Genomic DNA, 24,258 nt, shown 5'->3' on the forward strand with positions numbered 1-24,258 from the left:
CTGACTCAGCCAATCAGTTTAAAATCTGTCGGGCTGAGGTCAAATCCTGTGCTCAACACCAGGCTGCGCTCAGCTCTGTTGTTGAATATTTTCTCTTCTGCAGACACCAGAACCACTTCTTTCATGTCGGCTTCTGCGTTTCTCTCATATAACATGACAAACTGATCGGTCGCGCTGGTCGTCCCGTTCTGCAGCCAGGTTTTTTCTGTCATCGCAACAGGGCGACTGTTTTCCCACACTTGTTGATAAGTGAAGTCTTCCAGTTGCCACTGGCCTTTGACGATGCCTTTGTCCAGTAAATGTTGCCATTCACTGTCCGTATCAACCGGTTTGCTGTCATAGAAGTAAAACAGTTTTACTTCGCTGACATCGGCGTCACCGGCACCGTGGGCCAGCACCTGCACAAAACCCTCGTCATCGGTGTAATAGCGTATCAGGCGGGTTTGTTCGTCCAGCCAGACTTCTCCGACCGCCTGGATGAGCTGGGTGCGCGCTGCCCCTTCAATCATCAGAGACGGTTCGGTAAGACGCAGTTTTAAATCATCCAGTTCAAAGGCTCCGCCTAAGCGAAGACCGATGATCTCGGGGGCTGCCGGCTCAGTGGTGTCAGGTTGTTTGCGTTTTTTTAACCAGTCGAACATAGCTACTCCTTGCCGGTTTAAGACGGCCAGTTGAAATCATGGACACGTTCATCGGCGATATAGAACAGGTTGGCACCGGGCAGGACGTCCAGCTCCAGCGGCGGGTTCAATTCCACACCCTGCCCGCGATCAATCGCGATCAGAGTCGCCTCGTGCTCCTCTTTGAACAAGGTAAACAGGCGGCTGATCTGGGTCGGCGAAGCGGTTTCAGGAAAGCGTACCGCATACTGGGTCATGCCATGGTGGGTACTCAGCAGTTCATGGTGAAGTTCGCTGGAACCCGGATCAACGGCGGCTTTGGCCAGCATTTCAACGGCCACGGACGGAATACATTCGGCTTTGGGACAATGTGATTTCAGCAAGTCGCTCAGTCCTTCATCCGTGAAGTAGGCGAGCAAATGCGCATCGGGGTTGCGGCTTGAGCAGTACAGTGCCGCGGCCAATGTCACATCGTCCTGTTCGTTATCGATGATGATACAGCTTGCTGTGCTGACACCGGCTTTGTCCATGTCAGTGGTATCGGTAAAGCTGACCACACGCACAAAGTCAATTTCACCCGGTAGCGGGTTTTCCATTTCAGGGCGCACGCACAGCACAATGTGACGACGCTGTCGTTCTTCGTGCTGCAGCATTTTAATCAGGTGCAAAGTACGCTGGTGATTCCAGCCGAGTACCAGAATATGGTTCTCCACGTTAATTCTCCGTTTTCCGAGCAAGCCACTTTTCCAATAGCCAATAAAGTGCGTCGCCAGGCGGCCAATCCCGATGGCAAACAGACCCAGACCGCCCGGAATAACGAACAGGGCGACCACCCACTTTCCGGCTAGTGTTTCCGGCGAATAATCACCGTAGCCGACAGTTGATGCCGTCACGACCAGATAGTAGAAAAAGTGAGTGATTGAGTGTGTAAGCGCCTGCTCACCGGCAAGTTCAAGAAGCAGCCAGGACAGGCCGACATAGCACAGCAGCGTGATGAGCAGATTTCGGCCATTGAGTTGATTGAACTGTTGATGGGCCCAACGGCGGACCAACAACCAGATAGACATGCATTTCTCCTCAATCCGAAGGGCTGATCAGCCACAGAAATGACCTCAGCCCCCGGAATTACCGCTTATTGTCGACCAAGAATGCGTGCCAGCTCATCTTCGGCAGAGGCTTTGCCGCCGCTCTTAATGCCGGCGTCGGCCAGTTTCTTGTCTAATGCACTGCCAGATTGCTCGGCGGCCATTTCCGCAGAAGCTTCCAGCTGAGCGGCTTTTTCCGCCTGGCGCTGCTTGATACGCTCCAGCGACGAGGCCGCGGTATGCATTTTGGCATTGGCACCAACATGACCGGATGACACTGCAGACTGCGCCTTTTGCACCGCTTCATTGGCTTTCACCACATCCACTTGCTGCTCTAACTGACGAAGCTTGTCTTTGGCCTGAGCGATATTGGTTCTCAGCGTCTGCTCTGATTGCGTGAACTGATCCAGATAGCTCTGTTCTGCCTGCTGCTCATTGCGCAGGGTAGCGACTTTCTGCGCACACTCCAGTGCTAAGTCCTGCTGGCCTTTTTCCATCGCGTTCCGGGCATAGGCTTCGTATTCGGTGATCCCCAGATTAAAGCTTTCCACTTTTTGCTCAGACAGTTTCCGTTTGGCGACGATGCCAACCAGCGCTTCATCAGAGCGGCGCAGCTCCGCTTTGGCTTCACGGATTTCCTGATCGAGAATGCGCAGTGCCTGGCTGTCTGCCACGGCTTCTGCAGCTTCGTTGGCACCGCCTTTCATTGCGGTGAATAGTTTTTTCCAGACACTCATGCCGTTTGCTCCTTGAGGAAGTCCTGGTACAAATCAATAAAGGCTTCAACATTACGGAAAAGCGTGGCGACTTCAATCACGACGCTTTCTGCTTTTGACTGGGAAGACAGAGAACCAAAGGCAACATAGTAGTCAGTGCCGTTGATCGCATTGATCCCTATGGTCGAGAGCGGGAACATTTTATGGGTGCGCAGTATTTCACGGTTCAGTGCATCGGTGTCTTTCACCTGTCCTGCGTCAAATAATAAGACTTCAACCAGAATCTGCTCACCTGAGACCGCCAGAAAAGCTTCAATGTTGTCTTCGTTACGGATCAGTAACGCCTGACCCTGAATATCGACCGCCCAGCCGTCATGGTCAGACAGCAGGGGAGCCAGATCGGAAAGTTGCCACATAGTCAGCATCCTTAGATTAAGAGAAAATAAATCTGTCATTCAGTCGCACAGAAGCATTCGACTGTTGCCACCTGATGAAGTTCCTGACGGGTGATGATACAGGACAGGAACAGAAAGGTGCATTTGAGTGCTCTAATATAGGGTAAATGAGCGACTGAGTATGCCCTTCTGCTCATAATTGAATGCGGGTTTTACCTTTTATGGTGTTATTTTGTGATATGCACCTGAAGAAACAAGGTGTTATTTATTGCGTTGAATCGGCTGCAGCACTGGTTCAGCGAGCATAACGACGAGAACGGCAAAGGATAGTACCCGCATGAGGGCTATACTTAGCACAATCTCCTGGTGCTGATTGCTGAGTTGCCGCCATGACCAAAAAAATCTGTTGTTAAGGTTTATCCTGCCGCTGTTGCTCGCCATGATCCTGGGGGCTGTGGTACTCAATTTCTACACCTATCATACCCGCCCGGCTGAGCTGCATCTCTCCGGGATTACACTGGCGCCGTTTTCGGGTGACAAGTCGGTGTTCCTTTTGCCTGAGCTGATCATCATGAGTCAGAAAGAGTATAACGCCCTGATTGCTGAGCGAGACGCGGCAACTGAACAAGATCCTATGCCTGGTGAGTGCCAGCGCTGGTCAGCCATCATGCCGCCCTGGTTGTTATGCGGAGATCCCGGTTATCTTCAGCACACGGATCAGATGAAGCAGTTTGCCTCCCCTTCGCAGTTAAAGGTGGAAGGGCTGCTGCAGGCGAATGCGCGCCAGAATGCGCTGTATATCTACCATATCAAACGCGATCCGGATGCTAAAGGCAGCTTGCTGTCACGGCTGGATATTTATACACATGATGACGGTGTGCCGCATTACTATCGGTACGATGAGCAAGGAAAGTTATCTAATCTCCCTTTGAGTGAGTTGCCACAACCCGTGGCCTATATCGAAGATGAGGTGAATGCCGGGTTGCAGCCTACGCTGCGTTTCAGCTTTACCAACAGCGGAGCAAGAGAGGCCACCCTCAATACGGTGCGCAGTGAGCGGGTATTTGTCGTCACGGCCCCGGCCCAGACCGGGTATCCCGGCGAGAAGGTTCCGCCAAGGCTTACGGTTCCTGCACAGGGGATGAGCCTGGGACCGGAGCGTGATGAGACGGTGACCCTGGCCGAGCCTGTCGTCCTTCAGTCGAAGCAGGACAAAGCGCTGGAAATCCCCCTCAATATTTTAGAACTCGGCCAGGAGAATTCGCCCGGATATTTGCTGGTGCGTTTTTATCTGGACTATTTCGATGGCGCTGAAAATCAGTCCATGCTGTTAGGCAATTTTCTGTTTTCCGATTACTTGCAGTTAGAGGAAGAAGAATAACGGTGATTTTATATGCACAAGCCGCTCTCACGAGCGGCTTGTAAATGAGTCGTGCTGAGCAGACTTTTTATTTACGCTGGCGGCGTCGCATCATACCCAAACCCAGCACACCAAGCCCCAGGAAGGCGACAGAGGCAGGTTCAGGGACATTGGTGATTTCCCGGCCAAATTTTTGCACCAGGGTATCTTCAAAGTCCTGGCCAAAGTTGCTGGCTTCCAGATAGAAACCCAGCGGTGTGTCTGCGGGGTTAATGCCCACTAACGCTTCAAGGAATGTCTGGTCAACGCCGCCGACACCAATCGCGTTAATGGTCGCGCCTGCATCGCGTGCGGCATTGGCTGCGGCGAGTGCATTATCATCCGGATCGCCCGGGCTGTTGTCTGAGGTAGGAACACCATCGGTTGAAATATCAATCACGAACTTATAGTCCTGCATCCCGAGAGAGAAGGCCGCCATCGCATCTTCAATCGCATCTTGTGTATTGGTTGATCCACCAGCGTACGAAGCGCCAGACAGGATACTCGCAAAACTGGACGCTGCTGAATCGCTGTCAAGTAATGTCCACCCGACGATCTGGCTGGCTGTGTCTGAGAAAGTCCAGGCACTGAGGTACACCTCATCATAGGGGCTTGGGTCAATAAAACTGTTGTAGAAACCTGATGCACTCAGAATATTGGTGTAAGCACTGATTTGGTTGGCGAAGTCAGTGGCTCCGATACTGCCTGAGCCGTCAATCAGCAATGCCAGTTCAAGCACGTCTGCATTGGCTGGCAGACTGGTGCCCAGTGTGGCTGCCAAAGCAACCGGAATGAACGCTTTTTTCATGGAAAACAACATAACGACTACTCCTCACGTACTACTCAATCGGTCACAGAGATAGGAGCAACTTTGATGCCATGATTTTAAATTGTTGTTTTTGCTTTATTATTTCACTATCGGATTGCATCGTATGTAAAGAAACCTGACAAGCTGATCTGCAGATTTTCGGCGTATTTCATGCAACAGACAGCAATGTAAATCCACCGGTTATGCACTGGCCAGTCGGAATTCATGATGCAGCCAGGCCCGCAGCGTCAGGACACTTTCCTGAACAAGCTTCTCTTTCTGGCAGACAAAATAGTAGGACTGATAGGGATTGCGGACCGACGGGCCGATCTCCGTCAGCAGTCCCTGCCGGATTTCATCCCTGACAAACAGGCGATGGGTGACCAGAATACCCAATCCTCTCAGCGTGGCCTGTACCGCCTGGATGGACGCAGTAAAACAAAGGTTGTGGCGCTGCGCCGGCACCGGCAGCTGATTGGCCTGGCACCAGGTTTGCCAGTCGTTCTCACGTCTTGGGTTGGTGACAAAAATGGGGTGATGGGCAGATAATAAAGCCTCTGCGGAGAGGGACCTGTCCGTGTCAATGAGTGACGGCGCACAAACCAGAATCAACTGGTCGTCACCGAGCTTTTCGCAATGATAGCCTTGCCAGTCATCCGAACGACCGTGGATCAAAGCGACGTCGACCCCTTCTTTGTCGAGATCAAACACATGGGTCAGGGTTGAAATACGAATATCAATCTGAGGCGCTATCGCCTGAAAATCCGGTACTCTGGGAATCCACCAGTGCAGGGCCAGCGAGTTCACCATGTTCAGTGTCAGCCGGTGCGGGTTCTGCTGCTGTAAGGCTTCACCGGCTGACACGATCTGTTCGAGCGCCGGGGCCACCTGCCGGTAATATTTGCGGCCATTTCGGTTCAGCTCCACCCGGCGGCCGACGCGCTGGAACAAAGGCAGGCCCAGCTGGCTTTCCAGCGACTTGATTGCCTGACTGACAGCCGAATGACTGACATGCAGGACTTCTGCGGCGTCAGTCATGCTGCCTGTCTCAGCAACAGCCACAAATGCATAAAGTGATTTCAGAGGAACGAGCTTTCTCATCTGTAAGTTTTTCTAACAGTTTTGGTTAATATTATTCGCTTTTTTATCATTTGTAACCCCGTTAGACTCCTCACCAGCTAAGGAGTACTGAATGACCACAGATTTACGCCCCCTTTTTTTCATGTTGGCCTCCACCTTCAGTTTGTCGGTGAACGGCTTGGTGTCCAAACTGCTCAGTGAGCAGATCAGCGTCGAAATGCTCAGTTTCCTCCGATTTTCATTGCCGGCCGTGTTACTGATGTGGCTGATGTCCCTGACGAAGTGGGCCGTACCTGACAGTAAAAAGCTCTGGCAGTCACTGGGAGTCCGGGCCTTTTGTGTCGCCGCCGCGCAACTGTGTTTTCTGTTTTCACTGAGCCACTTGAGCCTGGTGGAAACTGTGGTGCTGTTCAGTACCGGGCCGCTGTTCATTCCTGTGTTAGAAAAACTGTTATTTCAGACCCGGATTCCGCCGATGACGGTCATGAATCTGACGATCACCTTTTTAGGGGTGGTGCTGATGGCGGGTAATGCCGGCGGTTTTTCCCTGCGGCCGGAGCTGATCGTCGGGGTAGCGGCAGGGGTGTTCAATGCCGGATCTCAGGTCAGTCTGTACCGGGTGAGTAAAGGCAGCATGTCGGCGTTTGGTCTCAATGCCTGGTGCTTTACGCTTGCCAGCCTGATGTTGCTGCCTCTGGTCCTCTTTACCCACAGCACGGACATGCTGGCAGCCAGCTGGCAGCAGATAACCGATCTGCAGTCACTGCTGTTACCCTCACTGCTGTTGCTGGCCGTTTGCATCATCAATACCCAGGTCTTTCGGGTTAAAGCCTACCGTCTGGTGGAATCCGGTTCCAGTCTGGCACCGTTGATTCTGACCAACCTGCTGTTTGCGTTCATCTGGCAGATCAGCTTCTTTGAGCAGACTTTGGCATGGAACAAAGTCGTGGGGGTCAGCCTGATTGCTCTGGCGACCCTGCTGAACACGTTCGGCCCGGTGTGGTTCAGGCAGCGACAGGCGCGGCTCGGCTAAGACGATCCCCAACTCGGTGCAGCGGTGCACTAAGTTTGGCTGTCTTCATTGGCTCCAAGGCATCCGCTGTCACTGTTGCTCTCTGTAATGCACTGAAATAAAAGGATTTTAACTGTTTGGTAAATACTGGCACACAAGATGCAGAACAACTAGGGTACACGACATTCAACACTTGATACTTTGGTTTTAGGCATTGCAGCCACGTCCTCTCCCGGGGACGTGGCTTTTTTTATGCCTGAAACCGCCGCTAAGCGGGACGCGAAGGAGAAGAATATGAGCAACACAGCCGGTCAGGTTGCAGCATGTAAGCAAGGTGAAGCCGTGAAGTCAGCCTGTCCCTATTGTGGTGTCGGCTGTGGTGTGGCGGTGAAAGGTAAATTTCAGTCCGGCAGCCTGGCCAAGCAGCCTGAAATCGTCGGTGATGTCTCTCACCCGGCCAATCACGGGGCACTTTGCGTGAAAGGATCCGCGCTGAAAGAAAGCCTGAACATCCCCAATCGTCTGCTGTATCCGCGCCTGGGGAACAAGGAGGTCAGCTGGTCTGCTGCCACCGACGCTATCGCACAGAAGTTGAAAGAGACTGTGGCCAAATACGGCCCGGACAGTGTGGCCATGTATGTCTCCGGCCAGTTGCTGACAGAAGATTATTATGTCGCCAACAAGCTGATGAAAGGCTTCATCGGTACGGCCAATATCGATACCAACTCACGGCTCTGTATGTCCTCGGCGGTCGCGGCGCATAACCGGGCGTTCGGTGAAGATCTGGTCCCGGTTCATTATGACGATATTGCACAAGCGGAACTCATCGTCATCGTCGGTGCCAATACCGCCTGGACGCACCCGGTGCTGTTTCGCCGTATTCAGCAGGCCCGTGAAGCGAACCCGGAGCTGCGTCTGGTTGTGATTGACCCCAGACGGACGACAACGGCGGCGCAGGCCGATCTTCATCTGCCGATTGCGAACGACGGCGATGTGTTGTTGTTCAACGGCCTGCTGCGTTATCTGTCCGATCACCATGCGTTGAATGACGAGTTTATCGCGAGGCACTGTGAGGGCTTTGACTCACTGAAAGCGGAAATCAGCCGCGACCTATACCGTCTGGCTCGCTGCGCGGAATCGCTGGGGCTGAGCCGGGAGCAGCTCCATGCTTTTTATGCGATGTTCAAAGACTCCCCGAACACCCTGACCCTGTTTTGTCAGGGGATTAACCAGTCGACCAACGGCACAGATAAAGCCAACGCGATCATGAACGCTCACCTGGCTACCGGACGAATCGGTAAGCCGGGGGCCGGGCCATTTTCGCTGACCGGGCAGCCCAACGCCATGGGTGGTCGCGAAGTTGGCGGGCTGGCAAACCAGCTGGCGGTTCACAGAGGCTTTGATCCGCAATCCGTTTCAGCGGTCGGCGATTTCTGGCAGGCGCCGAAGATGGCCACGCAACCCGGTCTCAAAGCGGTCGAGCTGTTTGAGGCGATTCACCAGGGCAAGATCAAGTTTGTCTGGATCATCGCGACCAACCCTGTGGTGTCTTTGCCTGACAGTTGCAAAGTGGCAGAAGCCTTGTCGCGTTGTGAGTGTGTGGTCGTGTCGGATATCTCGCCGGAGGCAGATACGGCGGCATTTGCCGATGTGTTGCTGCCGGCGGCCGGCTGGGGCGAGAAAGACGGCATGGTGACCAACTCTGAACGGATGATCTCCCGTCAGCGGGCGTTTTTGTCTCCTCCCGGCGAGGCCAAAGCAGACTGGTGGGCGATCTGTGAAGTGGCGAAGAAAATGGGGTTCAGCGGGTTTGATTTCACCACTGTGGCGGACGTATATCGCGAACACGCTGCCCTGAGCCGAATTAACCGGGATTCACCCTATCTGTTTGATATTTCTTCGTTAGCGTCAATGACAGATGCCGACTATGCCCACTGGCAGCCGCAACGCTGGCCGCTGGGCAGGGAGTCACACCTGTTCAGCGACGGGCTGTTCCCGACCGCCAGCGGCCGCGCCAATCTGATCACGGTTCGTCATCGCGAACAGGCGGCCCGGCCCGGCGTCTGGTGGCTCAATACCGGACGCCAGCGCGATCAATGGCACACCATGACGCGCACCGGGCATATTGCCAGACTGGCCGAAAGTGAAACCGAGCCGACGGTTTATATCCATCCGCTGGCGGCCAGACAATATCAGCTCAGTGACGGGCAGCTGGTGTCACTGGGTTATGACGGCAACAGTATGCTGGCCAAGCTGGCGTTTGATGATGGCCTGTCGTCAAACCAGCTCTATATGTCGATGCACTGGGCCGGGGCATTTGGCTTTGCCAGCCGGGTCAATCAGATGGTAGCGCCTGAGGTGGATCCTGTATCGGGCCAGCCCGCGTTCAAATCGGCTGCTGTGACGCTGTCACCGGCCCGGGCGGCCAGCTACGGGATCTGGATGGGCATGCAGCCACCGCCGTTTGAGACCGATTTCCTCAGTTTCCAGACCGGAGACAAGGTCCATCTCTGGCGCTTTGCCTGCCGCGCGCCGCTGTCTAAATCCCACCTGTACGGCATCACACCGCAGGCATTGGTGATTGACAGTACAGCCACCGGCGGCTGGACGGCACTGATGACAGCCGACAGCCGGTTAACCGCCATGTGTCTGGTGAGCGAGCAGCCACTTCGCGCTGATCCCCAGCCCTATACCGCATTGTTTGACAAGGCATTTTCAGTCAGTGCTTTTCTGGCACTGGCGATGCAGGGACAGGCACCGTCAAAACTGGTGTGCAGCTGCTTCAGGGTCACGGACAGACAGATTGTCCAAGCCATTGAGCGCAATGGACTGACCAGCTTGGCGGGATTGCAGGCGCAACTCAAATGCGGTTCAAACTGCGGGTCTTGCCTGGGTGAAGTGAAGGCGCTGCTCAGACAGACGCAAGTGAACACGGAAGAAGTAGTGACGGAAGGAGAACAGGGATGAGTACAGCAAAACCAATGACATCGACACACAGCACAGCAACCGTGACCCGGATTCAGTCAATGCCGCGTCGTCCTTCCGTCAGTCTGGTGGGCGCAGGACCAGGCGATCCTGAACTGCTGACCTTAAAAGCCCTCAAGGCAATTGAGCAGGCCGAAGTGCTGGTGTATGACCGCCTGGTCAGTGACGCGATTCTGGCGATGGCGAACCCGGATGCTGAGCGTATCTATGTGGGGAAACGCTGCGGTCAGCCCAGTATGAAGCAGGAAGCCATTAACCAGGTCCTGATCGAGCAGGCCAGACAGGGCCGCTATGTGGTGCGCCTGAAAGGCGGTGACCCGCTGATCTTCGGCCGTGGCGGGGAAGAAGGACTGGCGCTGGCGGCAGCGGCGATCCCGTTTGATTTCGTGCCCGGCATTACCGCGGCCATTGGCTGCGCGGCATCCACCTCGATACCGCTGACGCACAGAGAACTGTCCCGTTCCGTCACCCTGGTCACCGGCCATGTGGTGTCCGGTGCGTTACCTGCCTGGGCGCAACTGATTGGCTCGGGGCAGACCATTGTCTTTTATATGGGGCTTGAGCAGGCCAGAGAGATCCAGAGCGGCCTGACCCTGGGCGGCCTGAGTAAAGACACCCCGCTGGCTGTGGTGGTGAAAGGCTGCACGCCGGAGGAGAAAGTCCATGTGTCGTCATTGGGCAAGCTCACCAAACTGGGGCAGGAATTAAAAGGACAGTCACCGGCATTACTCATCATCGGCGATGTGGTTGCACTGCGTGCCACCCTGAATCAAGCACTTAACTGCAATGATGTCACCGAGACTAACTCTAAAGAGGTATTTTACGGCTGATTTTGACTAAGTGGCTGATGGCTTGCTTCTTTATGGATGAATGCGTGTTGAACCATTGTGTACAGGGAAGACAGACCAATGGCAAAGCCAGAAAAGTCAGATCGAAAGCAAGTCGCCACTGACCATAAAGACACCCGTCAGATACTGGTTTGCAGCGACTGCACCCGGGAACAGGCAAAGCTGACCGGCGAACTGGCAGCCAGATATGACAATGTGATCGGTTGTCGTTTCAGCCAGCTTGCGGCACTGACGGCACAGACGCAGGACAGTGCACTGGTGATCAGCTGGGCCAGAGCCGATGCCGAGCTGAGAATGCTGGTAGACCATGCGGACGGCCAACGGTGGTCGCTGGTGGTCCTGCTCCGGCAGCTTGAGCATCAGGATATTGACCGGCTCCCCGCACCAAACGGCTATGTGCTTTTACCGGCGGACTCAGCAACGGCGCTGAGTGTCTGGGTCGAAAGGGCATGCCAGGTCAGGGACAACCAACGTCAGATGGAAAATGCGCTGGCGACGCTGAATCGCCGTCTTGAGGACAGGCGGCTGGTGGAACAGGCCAAAGGACTGCTGATGAAGCATCAGGGGCTGGATGAGGCACAGGCTTATCGCCTGCTGCGTGAGGCCGCCATGCACAACAGCCAGAGTTTGGGCCAGATTGCGAAAAACCTGCTGCTGAGCCTGAACCGTATGTGATTCGGCGCTCACATCACGCGCTACTGAAAAATTGATCAAGACAGCAACGTCGCTGCTCCTTCCGGGGAGGGCGGCGTTTTTTGTTTTTCACGTTTTATTTTTTATCTATGGAAGAGGTTTGGATATGGAATCGATCAATCGATGGATGATAGCCGGCATGGCCAGTGCCAGCCTGATATCGCTGCCGGCACAGGCCCAGATAGGCCCGCCGGAAAAAGATGAGCTGAAGTTCGGCTTTATCAAGCTGACCGATATGGCCCCGCTGGCCGTGGCGTATGAAAACTTCTTTTTTGAAGACGAAGGCCTGTACGTGTCACTGGAAGCCCAGGCGAACTGGAAAGTGCTGCTGGACCGGGTGATTGACGGCGAACTGGACGGCGCCCACATGCTGGCCGGGCAGCCGATTGGCGCCACCATCGGCATAGGTACTAAAGCCGAAGTGATCACGGCGTTCAGCATGGATCTCAACGGCAATGCCATCACGGTGGCCAATAACGTTTGGGACGCGATCAAGCCGAACCTGGCGAAAACGGACGACGGCAAACCCCGGCACCCAATCAGTGCCAGCGTGCTCAAGCCTGTGATTGCCTCATATCAGGCGCAAGGCAAGCCGTTCAACATGGGCATGGTGTTTCCCGTCTCCACACACAACTATGAGCTGCGTTACTGGCTAGCCGCCGGGGGAATCCATCCGGGATATTACGACCCGGCGCACGGCGACAACAGCGGCCAGCGTCAGGCGGATGTATTGCTGAGCGTTACCCCGCCGCCGCAAATGCCGGCGACGCTGGAGGCTGCGACCATTCAGGGGTACAGCGTCGGCGAACCCTGGAATCAGCAGGCCGTATCCAAAGGCATCGGCGTGCCTGTGATTACCGATTACGACATCTGGCGGAATAACCCGGAGAAAGTGTTCGGGGTCAGCAAAGCCTGGGCTGATGCCTATCCCAATACCCATATTCGTGTGGTGAAAGCCCTGATCCGCGCCGCGCACTGGCTGGACGAAAAAAACAATGCCAACCGGCAGGAAGCGGTGGCCTTACTTGCCCGCAGCCAGTATGTGGGGGCAGATGCCAGGGTGATTGCCAACAGCATGACGGGCACCTTTGAATATGAGAAAGGCGATATCCGCCCGGCGCCGGATTTCAATGTGTTCTTCCGCTACCACGCCACCTATCCGTATTACAGCGATGCCGTCTGGACCCTGACCCAGATGCGCCGCTGGGGGCAGATCCCGGAGGCGAAATCCGATGACTGGTATATGTCGATCGCCAGACAAGTCTACCGGCCGGACATCTACCGTCAGGCCGCTGAAGCCTTAATCGAAGAAGGCAAGCTGACTGCGGCCGATTTTCCTGACTGTGACAAAGAAGACGGTTTCCGTCCGCCGCAGCAAGGTTTTATTGATCAGATCACTTTTGATGGCCAACAGCCCAATGCCTACCTCAACAAGTTCGCGATTGGTCTGAAAGGCGACGACACACTTTAAGGAGTACCGCTCATGGCATCGATTCTCACATTACCGGCGATCCCAAAACCTGCCCACGTGATGCATTTCAGCCGCGCACTGGCTTTGCCTGCGCTGGGACTGCTGGTTTTTCTGGTGATCTGGCATCTGGCGGCCAGTCAGGTCAATACCTCGCTGGGCACCTTACCCGGCCCGGCGCAAACCTGGCAGCAATTCACCGGTCTGGTGGACGAACATCAGCGTGAACGCAGCCGCGAAGCCGCGTTCTACGAGCGTCAGCAACAGCGCAATGCCGCCAAGCTGGCGCAAAATCCGCAAGCGGAGGTGAAAACCCGGGAGTACACAGGCAAACCGACGTTCTTTGATCAGATTGGCACCAGCTTGCTGACTGTGGCCGCCGGTTTCTTGCTGGCTTCTGCCTTAGCCATTCCGGCCGGAATCGTGCTGGGGCTGAACAAGAGTCTGTACGCAGCCTTTAACCCTGTGATTCAGCTGTTAAAACCGGTGTCACCGCTGGCCTGGTTGCCCATCGTCACTATGGTGGTGAGTGCGCTCTATGTCAGCGACGATCCACTGGTGTCCAAGTCTTTTCTCAATTCGCTGTTTACCGTTGCGATGTGCAGCCTGTGGCCGACCTTGATCAATACGGCTGTGGGCGTCACCGCGGTCGATAACGATCTGCTCAACGTCAGCCGGGTACTCAAGCTGTCGCGCTGGCAGCATGTCAGAACCATAGTGCTGCCGTCTGCCGTGCCCATGATTTTCACCGGTCTGCGCTTGTCGCTGGGGGTGGCATGGATGGTGTTGATCGCCGCTGAAATGCTGGCGCAAAACCCGGGGCTGGGCAAGTTCGTCTGGGATGAGTTTCAAAACGGCAGCTCAGCATCGCTGGGCAGAATCATGGTGGCCGTGGTGACCATCGGCTTGATTGGTCTGCTGCTCGACCGCGGCATGCTCAGTCTGCAACGACATTTTTCATGGAATAAACAGCTGAGCCTGCGCTGAGCCAGCTGAAGACAAGGAGAGAACCATGTCACGCGAATATTTATTGCTCAGTTATCTGGGAATGCGGTTTCCGACACCAGGCGGCGAGTTTGTAGCGCTGAAAGACGTCAACTTCACCATCAATAAAGGAGAGTTCATATCTCTGATTGGTCACTCTGGTTGCGGTAAATCCACTGTGCTCAATCTGGTGGCGGGCTTGCTGGATGCCACGGACGGCGGGGTGATCCTGGAAGGCCGTGAAATTGACGGGCCGGGCCCTGAGCGGGCGGTGGTGTTTCAGAACCATGCCTTGCTGCCCTGGCTGACGGTGTACCAGAACGTTGAATTGGCGGTGAAACAGGTTGGTAAAGGCAAAGCCTCGGCGGCGATTCGCGATGAGGTGATGCACTACCTGCAACTGGTGCAGATGGATCACGCTCACGACAAGCGGCCGGATGAGATCTCCGGCGGGATGAAACAACGGGTCGGCATTGCCAGAGCGCTGGCCATGCAGCCCAAGGTTCTGCTGATGGACGAGCCCTTCGGCGCGCTGGATGCCCTGACGCGTGCGCATCTGCAGGATGCCCTGATGGCGATTCAGGCCGAGCTCAATAACACCGTCATCATGATCACCCATGACGTTGACGAAGCCGTGCTGCTGTCAGATCGCATCGTGATGATGAGTAACGGCCCGGCGGCGACGATTGGCGAGGTACTGGATATCGATTTGCCGCGGCCAAGGGACAGGGTCGCGCTGGCCGATGATCCGGTTTACCAGCGCCTGCGGCAAAGCGTGCTGCGTTTCCTCTACGAGAAACAACGCAAAGTGGCGCCGATCCCGGACAAGAAAAGCAACAAGAAGGTGGCCTGATCGGGTGCAGCAGGACATCGCGAATGTGCAGGAGAGTATTATGTTGATGCAAAGAGAAAAATTACTGGTGGTGGGCAACGGCATGGTCGGCCATCACCTGATTGAACAGCTGGTGGCGAAGAACGCCCATCAGCGCTATCAGATCATTGTGCTGGGGGAAGAGCGCTTTGTCGCCTACGACAGGGTGCATCTGTCATCGCTGTTTTCCGGCAGCGAACATCAGGATCTGCTGCTCAGCAGTGAGCAATGGTATCAGGACAATGGCATTGAGCTGCTGCTCGGTGAGCAGGTGGTGGCGATTGACCGCGACAAGCAAAGAGTGACACTGACCAGCGATACCCAACTGGCCTATGACAAGCTGGTGCTGGCAACCGGTTCATTCCCGTTTGTGCCGCCCGTGCAGGGCAGCGATCGGGACAACTGTTTTGTCTACCGGACCCTGGATGATTTGTCGTCGATCAAAACCGCCTGTGCCGGTGCCAGAACCGGTGCCGTGGTGGGCGGTGGCCTGCTCGGGCTGGAAGCGGCAAACGCTTTGCGCTTGCTGGGCCTGGAAACCCATGTGGTGGAATTTGCGCCCCGGCTGATGCCGGTACAGATTGATGATGCAGGCAGTGCGCTGCTGAAAAGTAAAGTGTCTGAGTTGGGTGTGCAGGTTCACACCCAGCGTGCCACCACGGCGATCACCGATGGTGAAACCGCGTATCACAGAATGAACTTCAGCGATCATGAACCGCTGGAAGTGGATGTGATCGTTTTTTCTGCCGGTATCCGGCCGCAGGATACGCTGGCGCGCCAGTGTGGTCTGGAGATCGGCGAGCGCGGCGGCATTGTGATCAACGATGCCTGCCAGACCAGCGACCCGGATATTTACGCCATCGGTGAATGTGCGCTGTGGCAGCAGCGAATTTTCGGGCTGGTGGCGCCGGGTTACAGCATGGCGCGCATTACGGCCGATCAGATTCTCGGCGTTGACAGCCGGTTCAGCGGGGCGGACATGAGCACCAAGCTGAAACTCATGGGCGTCGATGTGTCTGCCATCGGCAACTCGCTGGGCCAGGGCGAAGGTTGTCAGGAGATGGTGCTGCAGGACATGCGCGCCGGTGTGTACAAGAAGCTGGTGGTGAATGACACCGGCGACAAACTGCTGGGGGCGATCCTGATTGGTGATAATCAGGACTATGATGCCCTGCTGCAATGCTACCTCAATGGCATGCCGCTGCCTGCGCATCCGGCCGAGTTGCTGTTTGACTGCTCCTCGTTGCAGGGCAGCAAAGACGCCAGCGCGATCATTTGTTCCTGCCACAATGTAACACGCGGTGATATTGCTGCCGCGGTTCAGGCCGGCACACACGATCTGTCTGAATTGAAAAGCTGCACCAAGGCCGGTACAGGCTGTGGCGGCTGCAGCACCATGGTGAAATCTGTTCTCGATGAAGAACTGGCTGCGCTGGGCATGGAAGTCAATCACCACATCTGCGAGCACTTCGCTTATACCCGTCAGGAGCTGTTTCATCTGGCTCGGGTCGAGCAAATCCGCAGTTTTGACGAGCTGATTGCCCGCCATGGTCAGGGGATGGGCTGTGATGTCTGCAAACCCGCTGCCGCCTCGATTTTTGCCTCCCTGTGGAATGAGCATGTGCTGGATGCCAAGCATCAGCCGCTACAGGACACCAATGATGCCTTCCTGGCAAACATGCAAAAAGACGGCAGTTATTCTGTGGTGCCCCGGATACCGGCTGGCGAGATCACCCCGGAAAAACTGATTGTGTTAGGGGAAGTTGCCAAAAAATATGACCTGTACACCAAGATCACCGGTGGCCAGCGTGTCGATCTGTTTGGTGCTCAGCTGGAGCAGTTGCCGGATATCTGGCAGGCGCTGATTGACGCCGGATTCGAAACCGGTCATGCCTACGGCAAGTCCTTGAGAACCGTCAAATCCTGTGTCGGCTCCACCTGGTGCCGCTATGGCGTGGACGATTCCATGGGCCTGGCCATTATGCTGGAGAACCGTTATAAGGGGCTTCGCTCACCGCACAAGCTCAAGTTTGCCGTGTCCGGTTGTACCCGGGAATGTGCCGAAGCCCAGAGTAAAGACATCGGTGTGATTGCGACAGAAAATGGCTGGAACCTGTATGTCTGCGGCAACGGCGGGATGCGCCCGCGCCATGCGGATCTGCTGGTGTCGGATCTGTCGACCGATGAGCTGGTGACCATGATCGACCGAGTGCTGATGTTTTATGTCCGCACGGCCGATAAGCTGCAGCGTACTTCCGTGTGGCTGCAAAATCTGGAAGGCGGTCTGGACTACCTGCGCAGCGTGGTTGTCGACGACAGTCTGGGCCTCAACGCCGAGCTGGAAGCACAAATGAATCATGTGGTGGATACCTATCAGTGTGAGTGGAAAACCACCTTGTCAACGCCGGAAAAACTGGCCCGCTTCCGCCGTTTTGTCAATGAAGGTGACGCCGCTGCGACACCGGATTACCGGCGTGAACGCGGCCAGCGTATTCCGGTCCGGATGGTCGATCCGAAGGCCGAGTCAGAGAAGCATACAGAACAGGAGGGCGCATGAGCTGGAATCGAGTCTGCGATCTGGATGCCCTGATCGCCAATTCAGGAATGGGCGCAATTGTGGGTGGGCGACAACTGGCCCTTTTTTATCTGCCAACCCAAGAGCCGGCGGTATTTGCCCTGGATAACTGGGACCCTATCGGTCAGGCATTTGTGATGGCCAGAGGCATCGTGGGAGACATCAAAGGGGAAGTGTGTGTGGCCTCGCCGCTGTATAAACAGCATTTCAGCCTGCAAACCGGTCAGTGCCTGGAGCAGCCCGACGTCACTGTGCCTGTCTGGCCAGTGAAGGTAGAGAAAGGGGAGGTGTGGGTCAACACAACCGCATAACAGTACCCGGTTAACAACGACACACTGTATCTCACTCAAAAAATAAAAAAAGCCGCGCATCATGGTGTGACGCGGCACGAGCCAGCCAGGGGGATCCTCATGGCTGGCTTTTTCATTCAATGACTTACGTTGTCGAAAAATTGACGTTAGTAAAAATACCTCATTCTGGGAAATACCAGCCTAATTGCCTGCCAACAGAGACATTTTGTGTGAATTTTGAGCGTTATCAAATTTCAGAACAGCGGCTTTCTCAATAACTGTATGCTCATCTATTCATACAGGGAGACTCTCAAAATATAGGTTGGAATGTGTCTCTGAATACGCGGGCGGGAAATGGCGGTCGATCATTGCGGATGTATTCAGGCTGTAGGCTGCACAGTGTTGGTATTGATTGCTTTGAACCTCATGACAATAAGGAAACCGTATGAATCAGGTATTTCAGAAGGCCAGGGATAAGCACATGCAACAAGCCACGAATAACGAGCAAGACCAAGAAACGATGGCGCAACAGCAAGCCCAGTCGCATATTTTACTGGCCACATTTGAAGAGGCCGTGAACCATTTCGTTGCGCATAGCGGTGAGGCGCTGGCAGTGAATCAGGACACCATGCGCGAACTGCAGGGGCAGCATCCTCTCTGGCCGGAAGAGCAGAGACTGGCAGCGCCACAGGAAAATCAGTGAGTACGGGCAAAGGAGAATACAGAATGAAAAGCTGGTTTTCTGGATTAAGTATTGCTGCACGAATATGGATGCTGCTGGCTTTGTTTACTGTGGGCTTAGTGGTGAATACCTTTGTGAATGCCAGCAAATCGCGTGAATTTATGCGGGAAAATTATGAGCGCGGGGTAGTGAATCTGGTCGAGAGTGCCGTCAGCGTGATTGAGTATTATCACGGGCTCAGTCAGACCGGCGCTCTGAGCGAATCTCAGGCGAAGTCTGACGCCATTGCGGCCATTGCAGCCATGCGGTTTGATCAGGGTAACTATATTTTTGTGAACGATCGAAACGGGATTCAACTGGCGGGTGTCGCGTCTCTGATTGGTACCAATACGATGGATCTGGAAGATGCGGAAGGCTTCCGGTTTGTGCGCCAGCTGTATGTCGAAGCCAGAAACGGCGGTGGTTTTGTCGACTATGCCTGGCACAGTGGTCAGAGTACCAGTGCGTCTGAGCCGAAAACCAGCTATGTGCTGGAATTCGGCCCGTGGCAATGGCTGATCGGCAGTGGCATGAATATGCAGGCGCTGCAGGCGGATGTACGAAAAGCGGAAATTATCTCCCTGACGAATGTCGGTATCATGCTGGTCGTCCTGTCTGTTCTGATTGCGCTGATGATCCGCTCGATTACCAAGCCACTGAAACAAACCGTCGATGCGATGAAAGCGCTGTCCCGCGGTGAAGGGGATTTAACCCAGCGCCTCCAGGAAGAGGGCGCGCGGGAATTGGTGGATCTGTCGCGATATTTCAATCAATTTGTCGCCTCGATCCAGTCTATTTTGCAGCAGATCAATACATCCGGAACTCAGGTCGCTGCTGCGGCGAATCAGGTTTCATCGTCGATCCATACCGTCGACCATAACCTGAACCAGCAGCAAAATGATGTTGAGCAACTGGCAACTGCCATGAACGAGATGCTGGCGACGGTAGAGGAAGTCAGCCGCCGGACTGTGGAAGCCAACGATGCCAGCTTGTCGGCGGCCAAAGGGACCAAAAGCGGAAAGCTGATTGTGGACAGAAATGTCGAAGAAGCGAATCAGCTGGCCGACAACATTGCGCAGGCCAGTCAGGTGGTCGAACAACTGGCGACCAACAGCCGCAACGTGGATACCGTACTGGAAGTCATTCGCGGGATTGCTGAGCAAACCAACCTGCTGGCCCTGAACGCCGCGATTGAAGCCGCCCGTGCCGGCGAAGCAGGACGCGGTTTTGCCGTGGTTGCCGACGAAGTCCGGACGCTGTCGCAGCGCACACAGGAATCGACGCTGGAGATCCAGAAAATTGTCGAGCAGTTGCAGCACGGCGCAGAAAATGCGGTGAAAGTGATGGCAACAGGGACAGAAAAAGCCACTAATGCCTCGAAAATATCAGCAGAAGCCGGCGTCGCACTCAATAATATTAACGCTGAAGTGCAGACGATCCAGGCGATGAACCAGCATGTCGCCACCGCAACCGAGCAGCAGACCCTAACCCTGAACGACATCAACTGCAATGTGGTCAGCCTCAAAGACATGTCCTTGTCAGTGGCGACTGAGTCCAATCAAATGGCACAGGCGAGCGATGAACTGATCCATGTCTCTGCTGATCTGATGACGATGATCAACCGCTTTAAGCTGGCTTAGCTGCCAGCTTTGGTTGCTGAGTCGTATGGATTTCCGCCTTCGAGGGAATGACGACATAACATGATGATATTAAAATAGAAATCTACGTCTTTTTTGAACGCCGTGCCAGGCGACAACCTGAAAGGTTCAAGCAAGTCATGTATTGGGGGAGGGAATGTGAGACAGGCTTTGCCCCATTGTTGGTTAGAAGGACAGTGCAGTGCTTGTCCGGGCATTTTTTTGTGGCCCGGCAAAGCGGGCAAACCTTTCAGCTTGAGTTAACCCAGACGAGCGTACTTTCAGGTCGTTCGTCTGCGGTGAAGACATTGCAAAACAAAGCCGTTGTACTGATTTGTTGCCTGAAATCACACTGTGGTTGATTCAATACAGCAACTCAGAAACCGTGTTCTCATCTTGGAAACGGGATGTTTAGGGGTCTTGATAGAGCGCTTTGGCGATAGCGTGGTTTGGGGTAATTCTGAGGATTTTTCGGGTATGTCGCGCTTACGTTTAGTGGCAATCTCACCATTTCCGGATGCGCGCCAGGTACTCTTTTGAGGCAAAAAGAGTACCCAGAAATGCCTTGTTGTTCTTTAGTGTTGTCCGGGTCGGTTGTAGGCGCTCCCGGCGCCGACAACCTAAAAATTCGTCCATGAATTTTTCCCTGGGGGAGTGATTCCTTTTGATGCTGTGAATGCAAAAATCCGTCATTTCTCCGCGAATTATGGAATGCCGATTTGTTTGAGTCACTCGAGCAGATTCGGGATATGGCTTGGATATGGAAGTGCGATTACAACGAAGAGCGCACCCACGAAAGCTTAGGTCATATTCCTTCGGCTGAATACCGGAGGCAACTGGAAACCTCTAGTTTTGAATTGTCTCGCTAAAGGGGAAGTGGACACTTGTCGTGAAAGTTAATGAATGCCTTGATCCAATACAGATAGGTTTTTTCCGTTCTGATACTGTAACCACGCATACGCATTTCTTCTTGAAGACCGCTTAGAAATGGGCTTTTTACACTCATGATAACCCCCACTCAAAATGCTGTGTTTTTATACAGTATTATTTAAGATTGCCGGATATCAAGGAAAATAGTGAAAAAATTTTGCGCGTTTGTACACGTACTAATTCACATAATTCATTGTTATCAATCGCTTATGTATTTACGAATTGAGATAATAGGTTTGGAAAACACGCATGCGCATTTTTCCAGATGGTGGATTTGGCAGAAAGCTGATAAGTTCTTAACATACAGATAGTTAACTGTGCGGGTTTTCACTGGTCTAACGAGCATGCACGCTAATAAATGTTAGTTTTGTCATCAACATCATCATTTATCATCAAGGATAGAAATGGATACTTTCATTGAATTTGTAAAATCAGACATTGGGGTCACGCTGGCTTGGGTATGTACTGTAGGAAGTACGTTGTTTGCTGTGATTACATCAAAGAAAAATAAACAGTTGAAAATAAAAATTGGTGAAATAACAAACAATTCAACAGTAGATAATAGTCAGGATAGTGTTATGCAAAACGGCCAGAAGAATGTATATACAAAGAACAATTCCGGCGGCATGAAAATAGACATGTAAGGGACTCAACCTTGACCATAAGAAATGAAGGGGGAAATCCCTTGTGAATAAAACAGTTAAAGTTGAACGTAATGCTGGAAATATCATAATCGGGGATTCACCCGAATATGAGATCAGCTCAGCTATAAATGAATTGCTAAAGTCATTAGCTAATAAGCCATTTACGTTTAAGAAAAACAGAAGACGCCCATCTTCTGAAACCATTGTAAAGATAGAACACAATAATCTTAAATCTAAAAGCCATATCATAAAGCAATACTTAGATCATTCTTCAAAAGTAGAAGAAGCCTATTCCGAGATTGACTCATTGATAACTTTTGGGAAAGATACAATCCTTCAAAATTTAAACGATTTATATTATCTTGCTTTAGACGCTGTTGAAATTGACTATCTAATTTGCGATATAGACATAGCTAAAGTCAGAGAAAATTCAGAGTTCATTTTGGACTTTATCATTCAAAGATTAAAAAATATTGTATTTGAATCCAAAAACACTCCTACTTACAAAGAGCATGTTGAATTGGGAGTGAATGTTGTTGTCGCTCATGCTTTTATTGAGTGCATAATCATGGAGAATCCAACGTATGATTCCTAGAAGTGGTTGTGACCCAGAAATAAATGTTGTAAGCATAGGGGCAAAAATTCTAAAGAAAGTGGCAGAGGAAAATCCGTCCTTAGATGCGATACTCACTGATTGCTCTTTAGAGCTAAAAGTATCGATTGATCACATCATACTATCATTAGATTGGTTATTTTCAATTAAGGCCATTGGGTTTAACGGAACAGAGGTTTTTATAAATGAAGCTTGATAGCCTTGAAATACAAATAAATAAAGAAGTAATAAGATTTGTTAAATTCGAGTCTGGCTGAACCTCATCATAAACAAGCCAAATTCAGGTCGTACAGGTAACAGCGTCGGGAAATCAACATTATCAAGAGTGGTTGATTTTCTAATGCTAGGAAGCATAGACAATATCTACATTGATGAAGAGTTCAAAAAGCCAAATCTTGAAATAGAAGCACTCTTTAAGAACAACTTTGTAACTGCTTCTCTCAGTTTCTTTGACTACTCAAACAAAATAAATCAAATTTCTCGCAATTTATGTATTGATGACGAATCCGAATCTAAATTCTGGATAAATGGTGAAATTGTTGAAGAAAAGGGATATGAGTCATTTATTCAGGAAAAAATATTTAATATATCTACTAGAAGACCTTCTGTTCGAGCTGTAGCGCCGAAATTCATTAGAAATGACAGTCATAGAATGTTGAATACGACTAAGTTTCTCGATAAACGACAAGGCCCAAAAGATTATAGCGAACTTTTTTTATACCTTTTCGGTTTCAATAATACGTCTCTACTTACGGAGAAAAGAGATGCAACGAATCTGGTTAACAGGCGAAAAAGGAATTCCACATCGATTAATGCCCTAGTGAAAGAGCAAAAGCCCAAAAGTGAGATCAAGAAATATAAGGAAGATGCTAAAGAGCTAGAGAACAACCTTTTAACATTCGAATATTCATCAGAATATTCAAACCCAATAGAAAGACTTTCAGAATTACAAGTAAAAGAAGACCGATATACCGAAGAACTTCTATCTATAAAGCGAAAAGTAGACAACATCAATCATACTATCGAACTATTATATAAAGACAATGATGGTTATTTGATCAACGAGCTTAAAGCTATATATAGTTTCTCTGGTGTAGCAATTGATGGAGCCTTACGAGAACTTGAAGATGTTATTTTGTTCCATAGAAATCTCGTTGAGAAAAAGAAGCACTTTCTTAAGGTTGATTTACCTAAATTGAATGAGGAGTCTGAATGTCTTCAGGCAGAGCTCAGTTCAATAAGGAAAGATAAGTTACAAGTTTTTTCTGATATGAGGTCTAAGGAAAGCTTAGACAATGTTACTAAAAACCTGAAACGACTTGGTGAGCTTAAAGTTGAGCTTGGAAAGTTAGAAGGTCTAATGGAGCAGCAGTCCAAAGCAAAATCAGATCAAACTGAAGCAGAAGCTCAATTGCAAAAGATTCTTGAGGCTATTTCCAAAGAGATTGACAATGTTTATGAGTTTGAGAAAAAATTCAATACACATTTAAGGTCTCTTACCAAAAGTCTTCACGATGAAGAATACAGCATAGACTTAGATTTCGATAAGGATGGTGGTACTTGCAGTATAGAAATTAATAACTCAGCAACTAATCCTGAGGGCGGGAAGAAAAAAGCCGAAGTTATTGCTTTTGATTTTGCATATATACATGCCATTAATGAGTTAAAGCTGAATCGACCAAATTTTGTTTTCCATGACAGCATTGAGGATATTGACAAAAAACAGATTGAAGATATTTTAAAAGAAGCAAACAAGATTCCGGGTCAACAGATTTTGTCAATGCTATCAGATAAAATATCAGAAGAAACTTATAAGAAGATATCCCAAAATATAATCTTGTCTCTAGATGAGGATGAAAAATTCTTTTGTGTTTAAACAAAAAC

General features: G+C 52.0%; 23 protein-coding genes and 1 pseudogene. 17 read left to right on the top strand and 7 right to left on the bottom strand.

Annotation, left to right across the window (positions count from 1 at the left end; all coding sequences use genetic code 11):
• Positions 1–5: 5 nt before the first annotated feature.
• The 4 genes from P4S53_RS05910 to P4S53_RS05925 form a co-directional block, all read right to left on the bottom strand.
• Positions 6–641, bottom strand: coding sequence for a YjfK family protein (locus P4S53_RS05910; RefSeq protein WP_337111843.1), 636 nt, complete (start codon positions 639–641; stop codon positions 6–8).
• Between the two features lie 17 nt (positions 642–658).
• On the bottom strand, positions 659–1,687 hold the full coding sequence (locus tag P4S53_RS05915; protein ID WP_337111844.1) for a potassium channel protein: 1,029 nt from the start codon (positions 1,685–1,687) through the stop codon (positions 659–661).
• A gap of 65 nt (positions 1,688–1,752) precedes the next feature.
• The gene (locus tag P4S53_RS05920; protein ID WP_337111845.1) at positions 1,753–2,442 is read right to left on the bottom strand and encodes a PspA/IM30 family protein; all 690 of its coding nucleotides are present in this window, start codon (positions 2,440–2,442) and stop codon (positions 1,753–1,755) included.
• On the bottom strand, positions 2,439–2,837 hold the full coding sequence (locus tag P4S53_RS05925; protein ID WP_337111846.1) for a DUF2170 family protein: 399 nt from the start codon (positions 2,835–2,837) through the stop codon (positions 2,439–2,441). The genes P4S53_RS05920 and P4S53_RS05925 overlap by 4 nt, the downstream gene beginning before the upstream one ends.
• A gap of 385 nt (positions 2,838–3,222) precedes the next feature.
• On the opposite strand from P4S53_RS05925, the gene P4S53_RS05930 reads away from it, so the two are divergent.
• Entirely contained in the window at positions 3,223–4,197 is a 975-nt protein-coding gene (locus P4S53_RS05930; RefSeq protein ID WP_337111847.1) for a hypothetical protein, read from the top strand.
• 67 nt (positions 4,198–4,264) lie between these two features.
• Here P4S53_RS05930 and P4S53_RS05935 read toward each other — a convergent pair whose 3' ends face one another.
• Positions 4,265–5,035 carry a vWA domain-containing protein gene (locus P4S53_RS05935; protein WP_337111848.1) on the bottom strand — a complete coding sequence of 257 codons (771 nt, stop codon included), beginning with the start codon at positions 5,033–5,035 and terminating at the stop codon, positions 4,265–4,267.
• Positions 5,036–5,224: 189 nt separating this feature from the next.
• Positions 5,225–6,124 (bottom strand): LysR substrate-binding domain-containing protein, encoded by a 900-nt coding sequence (locus tag P4S53_RS05940; RefSeq protein ID WP_337111849.1) that lies wholly within the window; start codon positions 6,122–6,124, stop codon positions 5,225–5,227.
• 91 nt (positions 6,125–6,215) lie between these two features.
• Here P4S53_RS05940 and P4S53_RS05945 point away from each other — a divergent pair, with 91 nt between their 5' ends.
• The 12 genes and pseudogenes from P4S53_RS05945 to P4S53_RS06000 form a co-directional block, all read left to right on the top strand.
• On the top strand, positions 6,216–7,136 hold the full coding sequence (locus tag P4S53_RS05945; protein WP_337111850.1) for a DMT family transporter: 921 nt from the start codon (positions 6,216–6,218) through the stop codon (positions 7,134–7,136).
• A 273-nt stretch (positions 7,137–7,409) separates the two neighbouring features.
• Entirely contained in the window at positions 7,410–10,082 is a 2,673-nt protein-coding gene (locus tag P4S53_RS05950) for a nitrate reductase (RefSeq protein WP_337111851.1), read from the top strand.
• Complete coding sequence (gene cobA / locus P4S53_RS05955) at positions 10,079–10,930, top strand: uroporphyrinogen-III C-methyltransferase (protein ID WP_337111852.1); 852 nt, start codon at positions 10,079–10,081, stop codon at positions 10,928–10,930. The genes P4S53_RS05950 and cobA overlap by 4 nt, the downstream gene beginning before the upstream one ends.
• A gap of 78 nt (positions 10,931–11,008) precedes the next feature.
• The gene (locus P4S53_RS05960; protein ID WP_337111853.1) at positions 11,009–11,623 is read left to right on the top strand and encodes an ANTAR domain-containing response regulator; all 615 of its coding nucleotides are present in this window, start codon (positions 11,009–11,011) and stop codon (positions 11,621–11,623) included.
• Between the two features lie 157 nt (positions 11,624–11,780).
• Entirely contained in the window at positions 11,781–13,112 is a 1,332-nt protein-coding gene (locus P4S53_RS05965) for a CmpA/NrtA family ABC transporter substrate-binding protein (RefSeq protein WP_337112074.1), read from the top strand.
• A gap of 60 nt (positions 13,113–13,172) precedes the next feature.
• On the top strand, positions 13,173–14,096 hold the full coding sequence (locus P4S53_RS05970; protein WP_442958642.1) for an ABC transporter permease subunit: 924 nt from the start codon (positions 13,173–13,175) through the stop codon (positions 14,094–14,096).
• A 25-nt stretch (positions 14,097–14,121) separates the two neighbouring features.
• The gene (locus tag P4S53_RS05975; protein WP_337111855.1) at positions 14,122–14,946 is read left to right on the top strand and encodes an ABC transporter ATP-binding protein; all 825 of its coding nucleotides are present in this window, start codon (positions 14,122–14,124) and stop codon (positions 14,944–14,946) included.
• Positions 14,947–14,992: 46 nt separating this feature from the next.
• Positions 14,993–17,521: a nitrite reductase large subunit NirB gene (gene nirB / locus P4S53_RS05980; protein ID WP_337112075.1), complete on the top strand. Its 2,529-nt coding sequence runs from the start codon at positions 14,993–14,995 to the stop codon at positions 17,519–17,521.
• Positions 17,518–17,850 carry a nitrite reductase small subunit NirD gene (nirD, locus tag P4S53_RS05985; protein WP_337111856.1) on the top strand — a complete coding sequence of 111 codons (333 nt, stop codon included), beginning with the start codon at positions 17,518–17,520 and terminating at the stop codon, positions 17,848–17,850. Before nirB ends, nirD begins: the two co-directional genes overlap by 4 nt.
• 424 nt (positions 17,851–18,274) lie before the next feature.
• Positions 18,275–18,532 (top strand): hypothetical protein, encoded by a 258-nt coding sequence (locus tag P4S53_RS05990; RefSeq protein WP_337111857.1) that lies wholly within the window; start codon positions 18,275–18,277, stop codon positions 18,530–18,532.
• Positions 18,533–18,555: 23 nt separating this feature from the next.
• Complete coding sequence (locus tag P4S53_RS05995; RefSeq protein ID WP_337111858.1) at positions 18,556–20,190, top strand: methyl-accepting chemotaxis protein; 1,635 nt, start codon at positions 18,556–18,558, stop codon at positions 20,188–20,190.
• 680 nt (positions 20,191–20,870) lie between these two features.
• Positions 20,871–21,056: pseudogene (locus P4S53_RS06000) on the top strand (integrase core domain-containing protein); the annotation flags it as partial.
• On the opposite strand, the gene P4S53_RS06005 reads toward P4S53_RS06000, so the two are convergent.
• On the bottom strand, positions 21,053–21,193 hold the full coding sequence (locus P4S53_RS06005; protein ID WP_337111859.1) for a phage integrase N-terminal SAM-like domain-containing protein: 141 nt from the start codon (positions 21,191–21,193) through the stop codon (positions 21,053–21,055). The pseudogene P4S53_RS06000 and the gene P4S53_RS06005 sit on opposite strands and share 4 nt — an antisense overlap.
• A gap of 328 nt (positions 21,194–21,521) precedes the next feature.
• On the opposite strand from P4S53_RS06005, the gene P4S53_RS06010 reads away from it, so the two are divergent.
• From P4S53_RS06010 to P4S53_RS06025, 4 genes are all read left to right on the top strand, one after another.
• Positions 21,522–21,761 carry a hypothetical protein gene (locus P4S53_RS06010; protein ID WP_337111861.1) on the top strand — a complete coding sequence of 80 codons (240 nt, stop codon included), beginning with the start codon at positions 21,522–21,524 and terminating at the stop codon, positions 21,759–21,761.
• A gap of 43 nt (positions 21,762–21,804) precedes the next feature.
• Positions 21,805–22,356, top strand: coding sequence for an ABC-three component system protein (locus P4S53_RS06015; RefSeq protein WP_337111863.1), 552 nt, complete (start codon positions 21,805–21,807; stop codon positions 22,354–22,356).
• Complete coding sequence (locus tag P4S53_RS06020; RefSeq protein WP_337111865.1) at positions 22,346–22,570, top strand: ABC-three component system middle component 6; 225 nt, start codon at positions 22,346–22,348, stop codon at positions 22,568–22,570. The genes P4S53_RS06015 and P4S53_RS06020 overlap by 11 nt, the downstream gene beginning before the upstream one ends.
• Before the next feature lie 144 nt (positions 22,571–22,714).
• Positions 22,715–24,250, top strand: a complete 1,536-nt coding sequence (locus P4S53_RS06025) for a hypothetical protein (RefSeq protein WP_337111866.1) — start codon at positions 22,715–22,717, stop codon at positions 24,248–24,250.
• Positions 24,251–24,258: the final 8 nt, after the last annotated feature.

Origin of the sequence: Photobacterium sp. Hal280 (assembly GCF_037162255.1) — a bacterium.
Lineage (GTDB): Bacteria > Pseudomonadota > Gammaproteobacteria > Enterobacterales > Vibrionaceae > Photobacterium.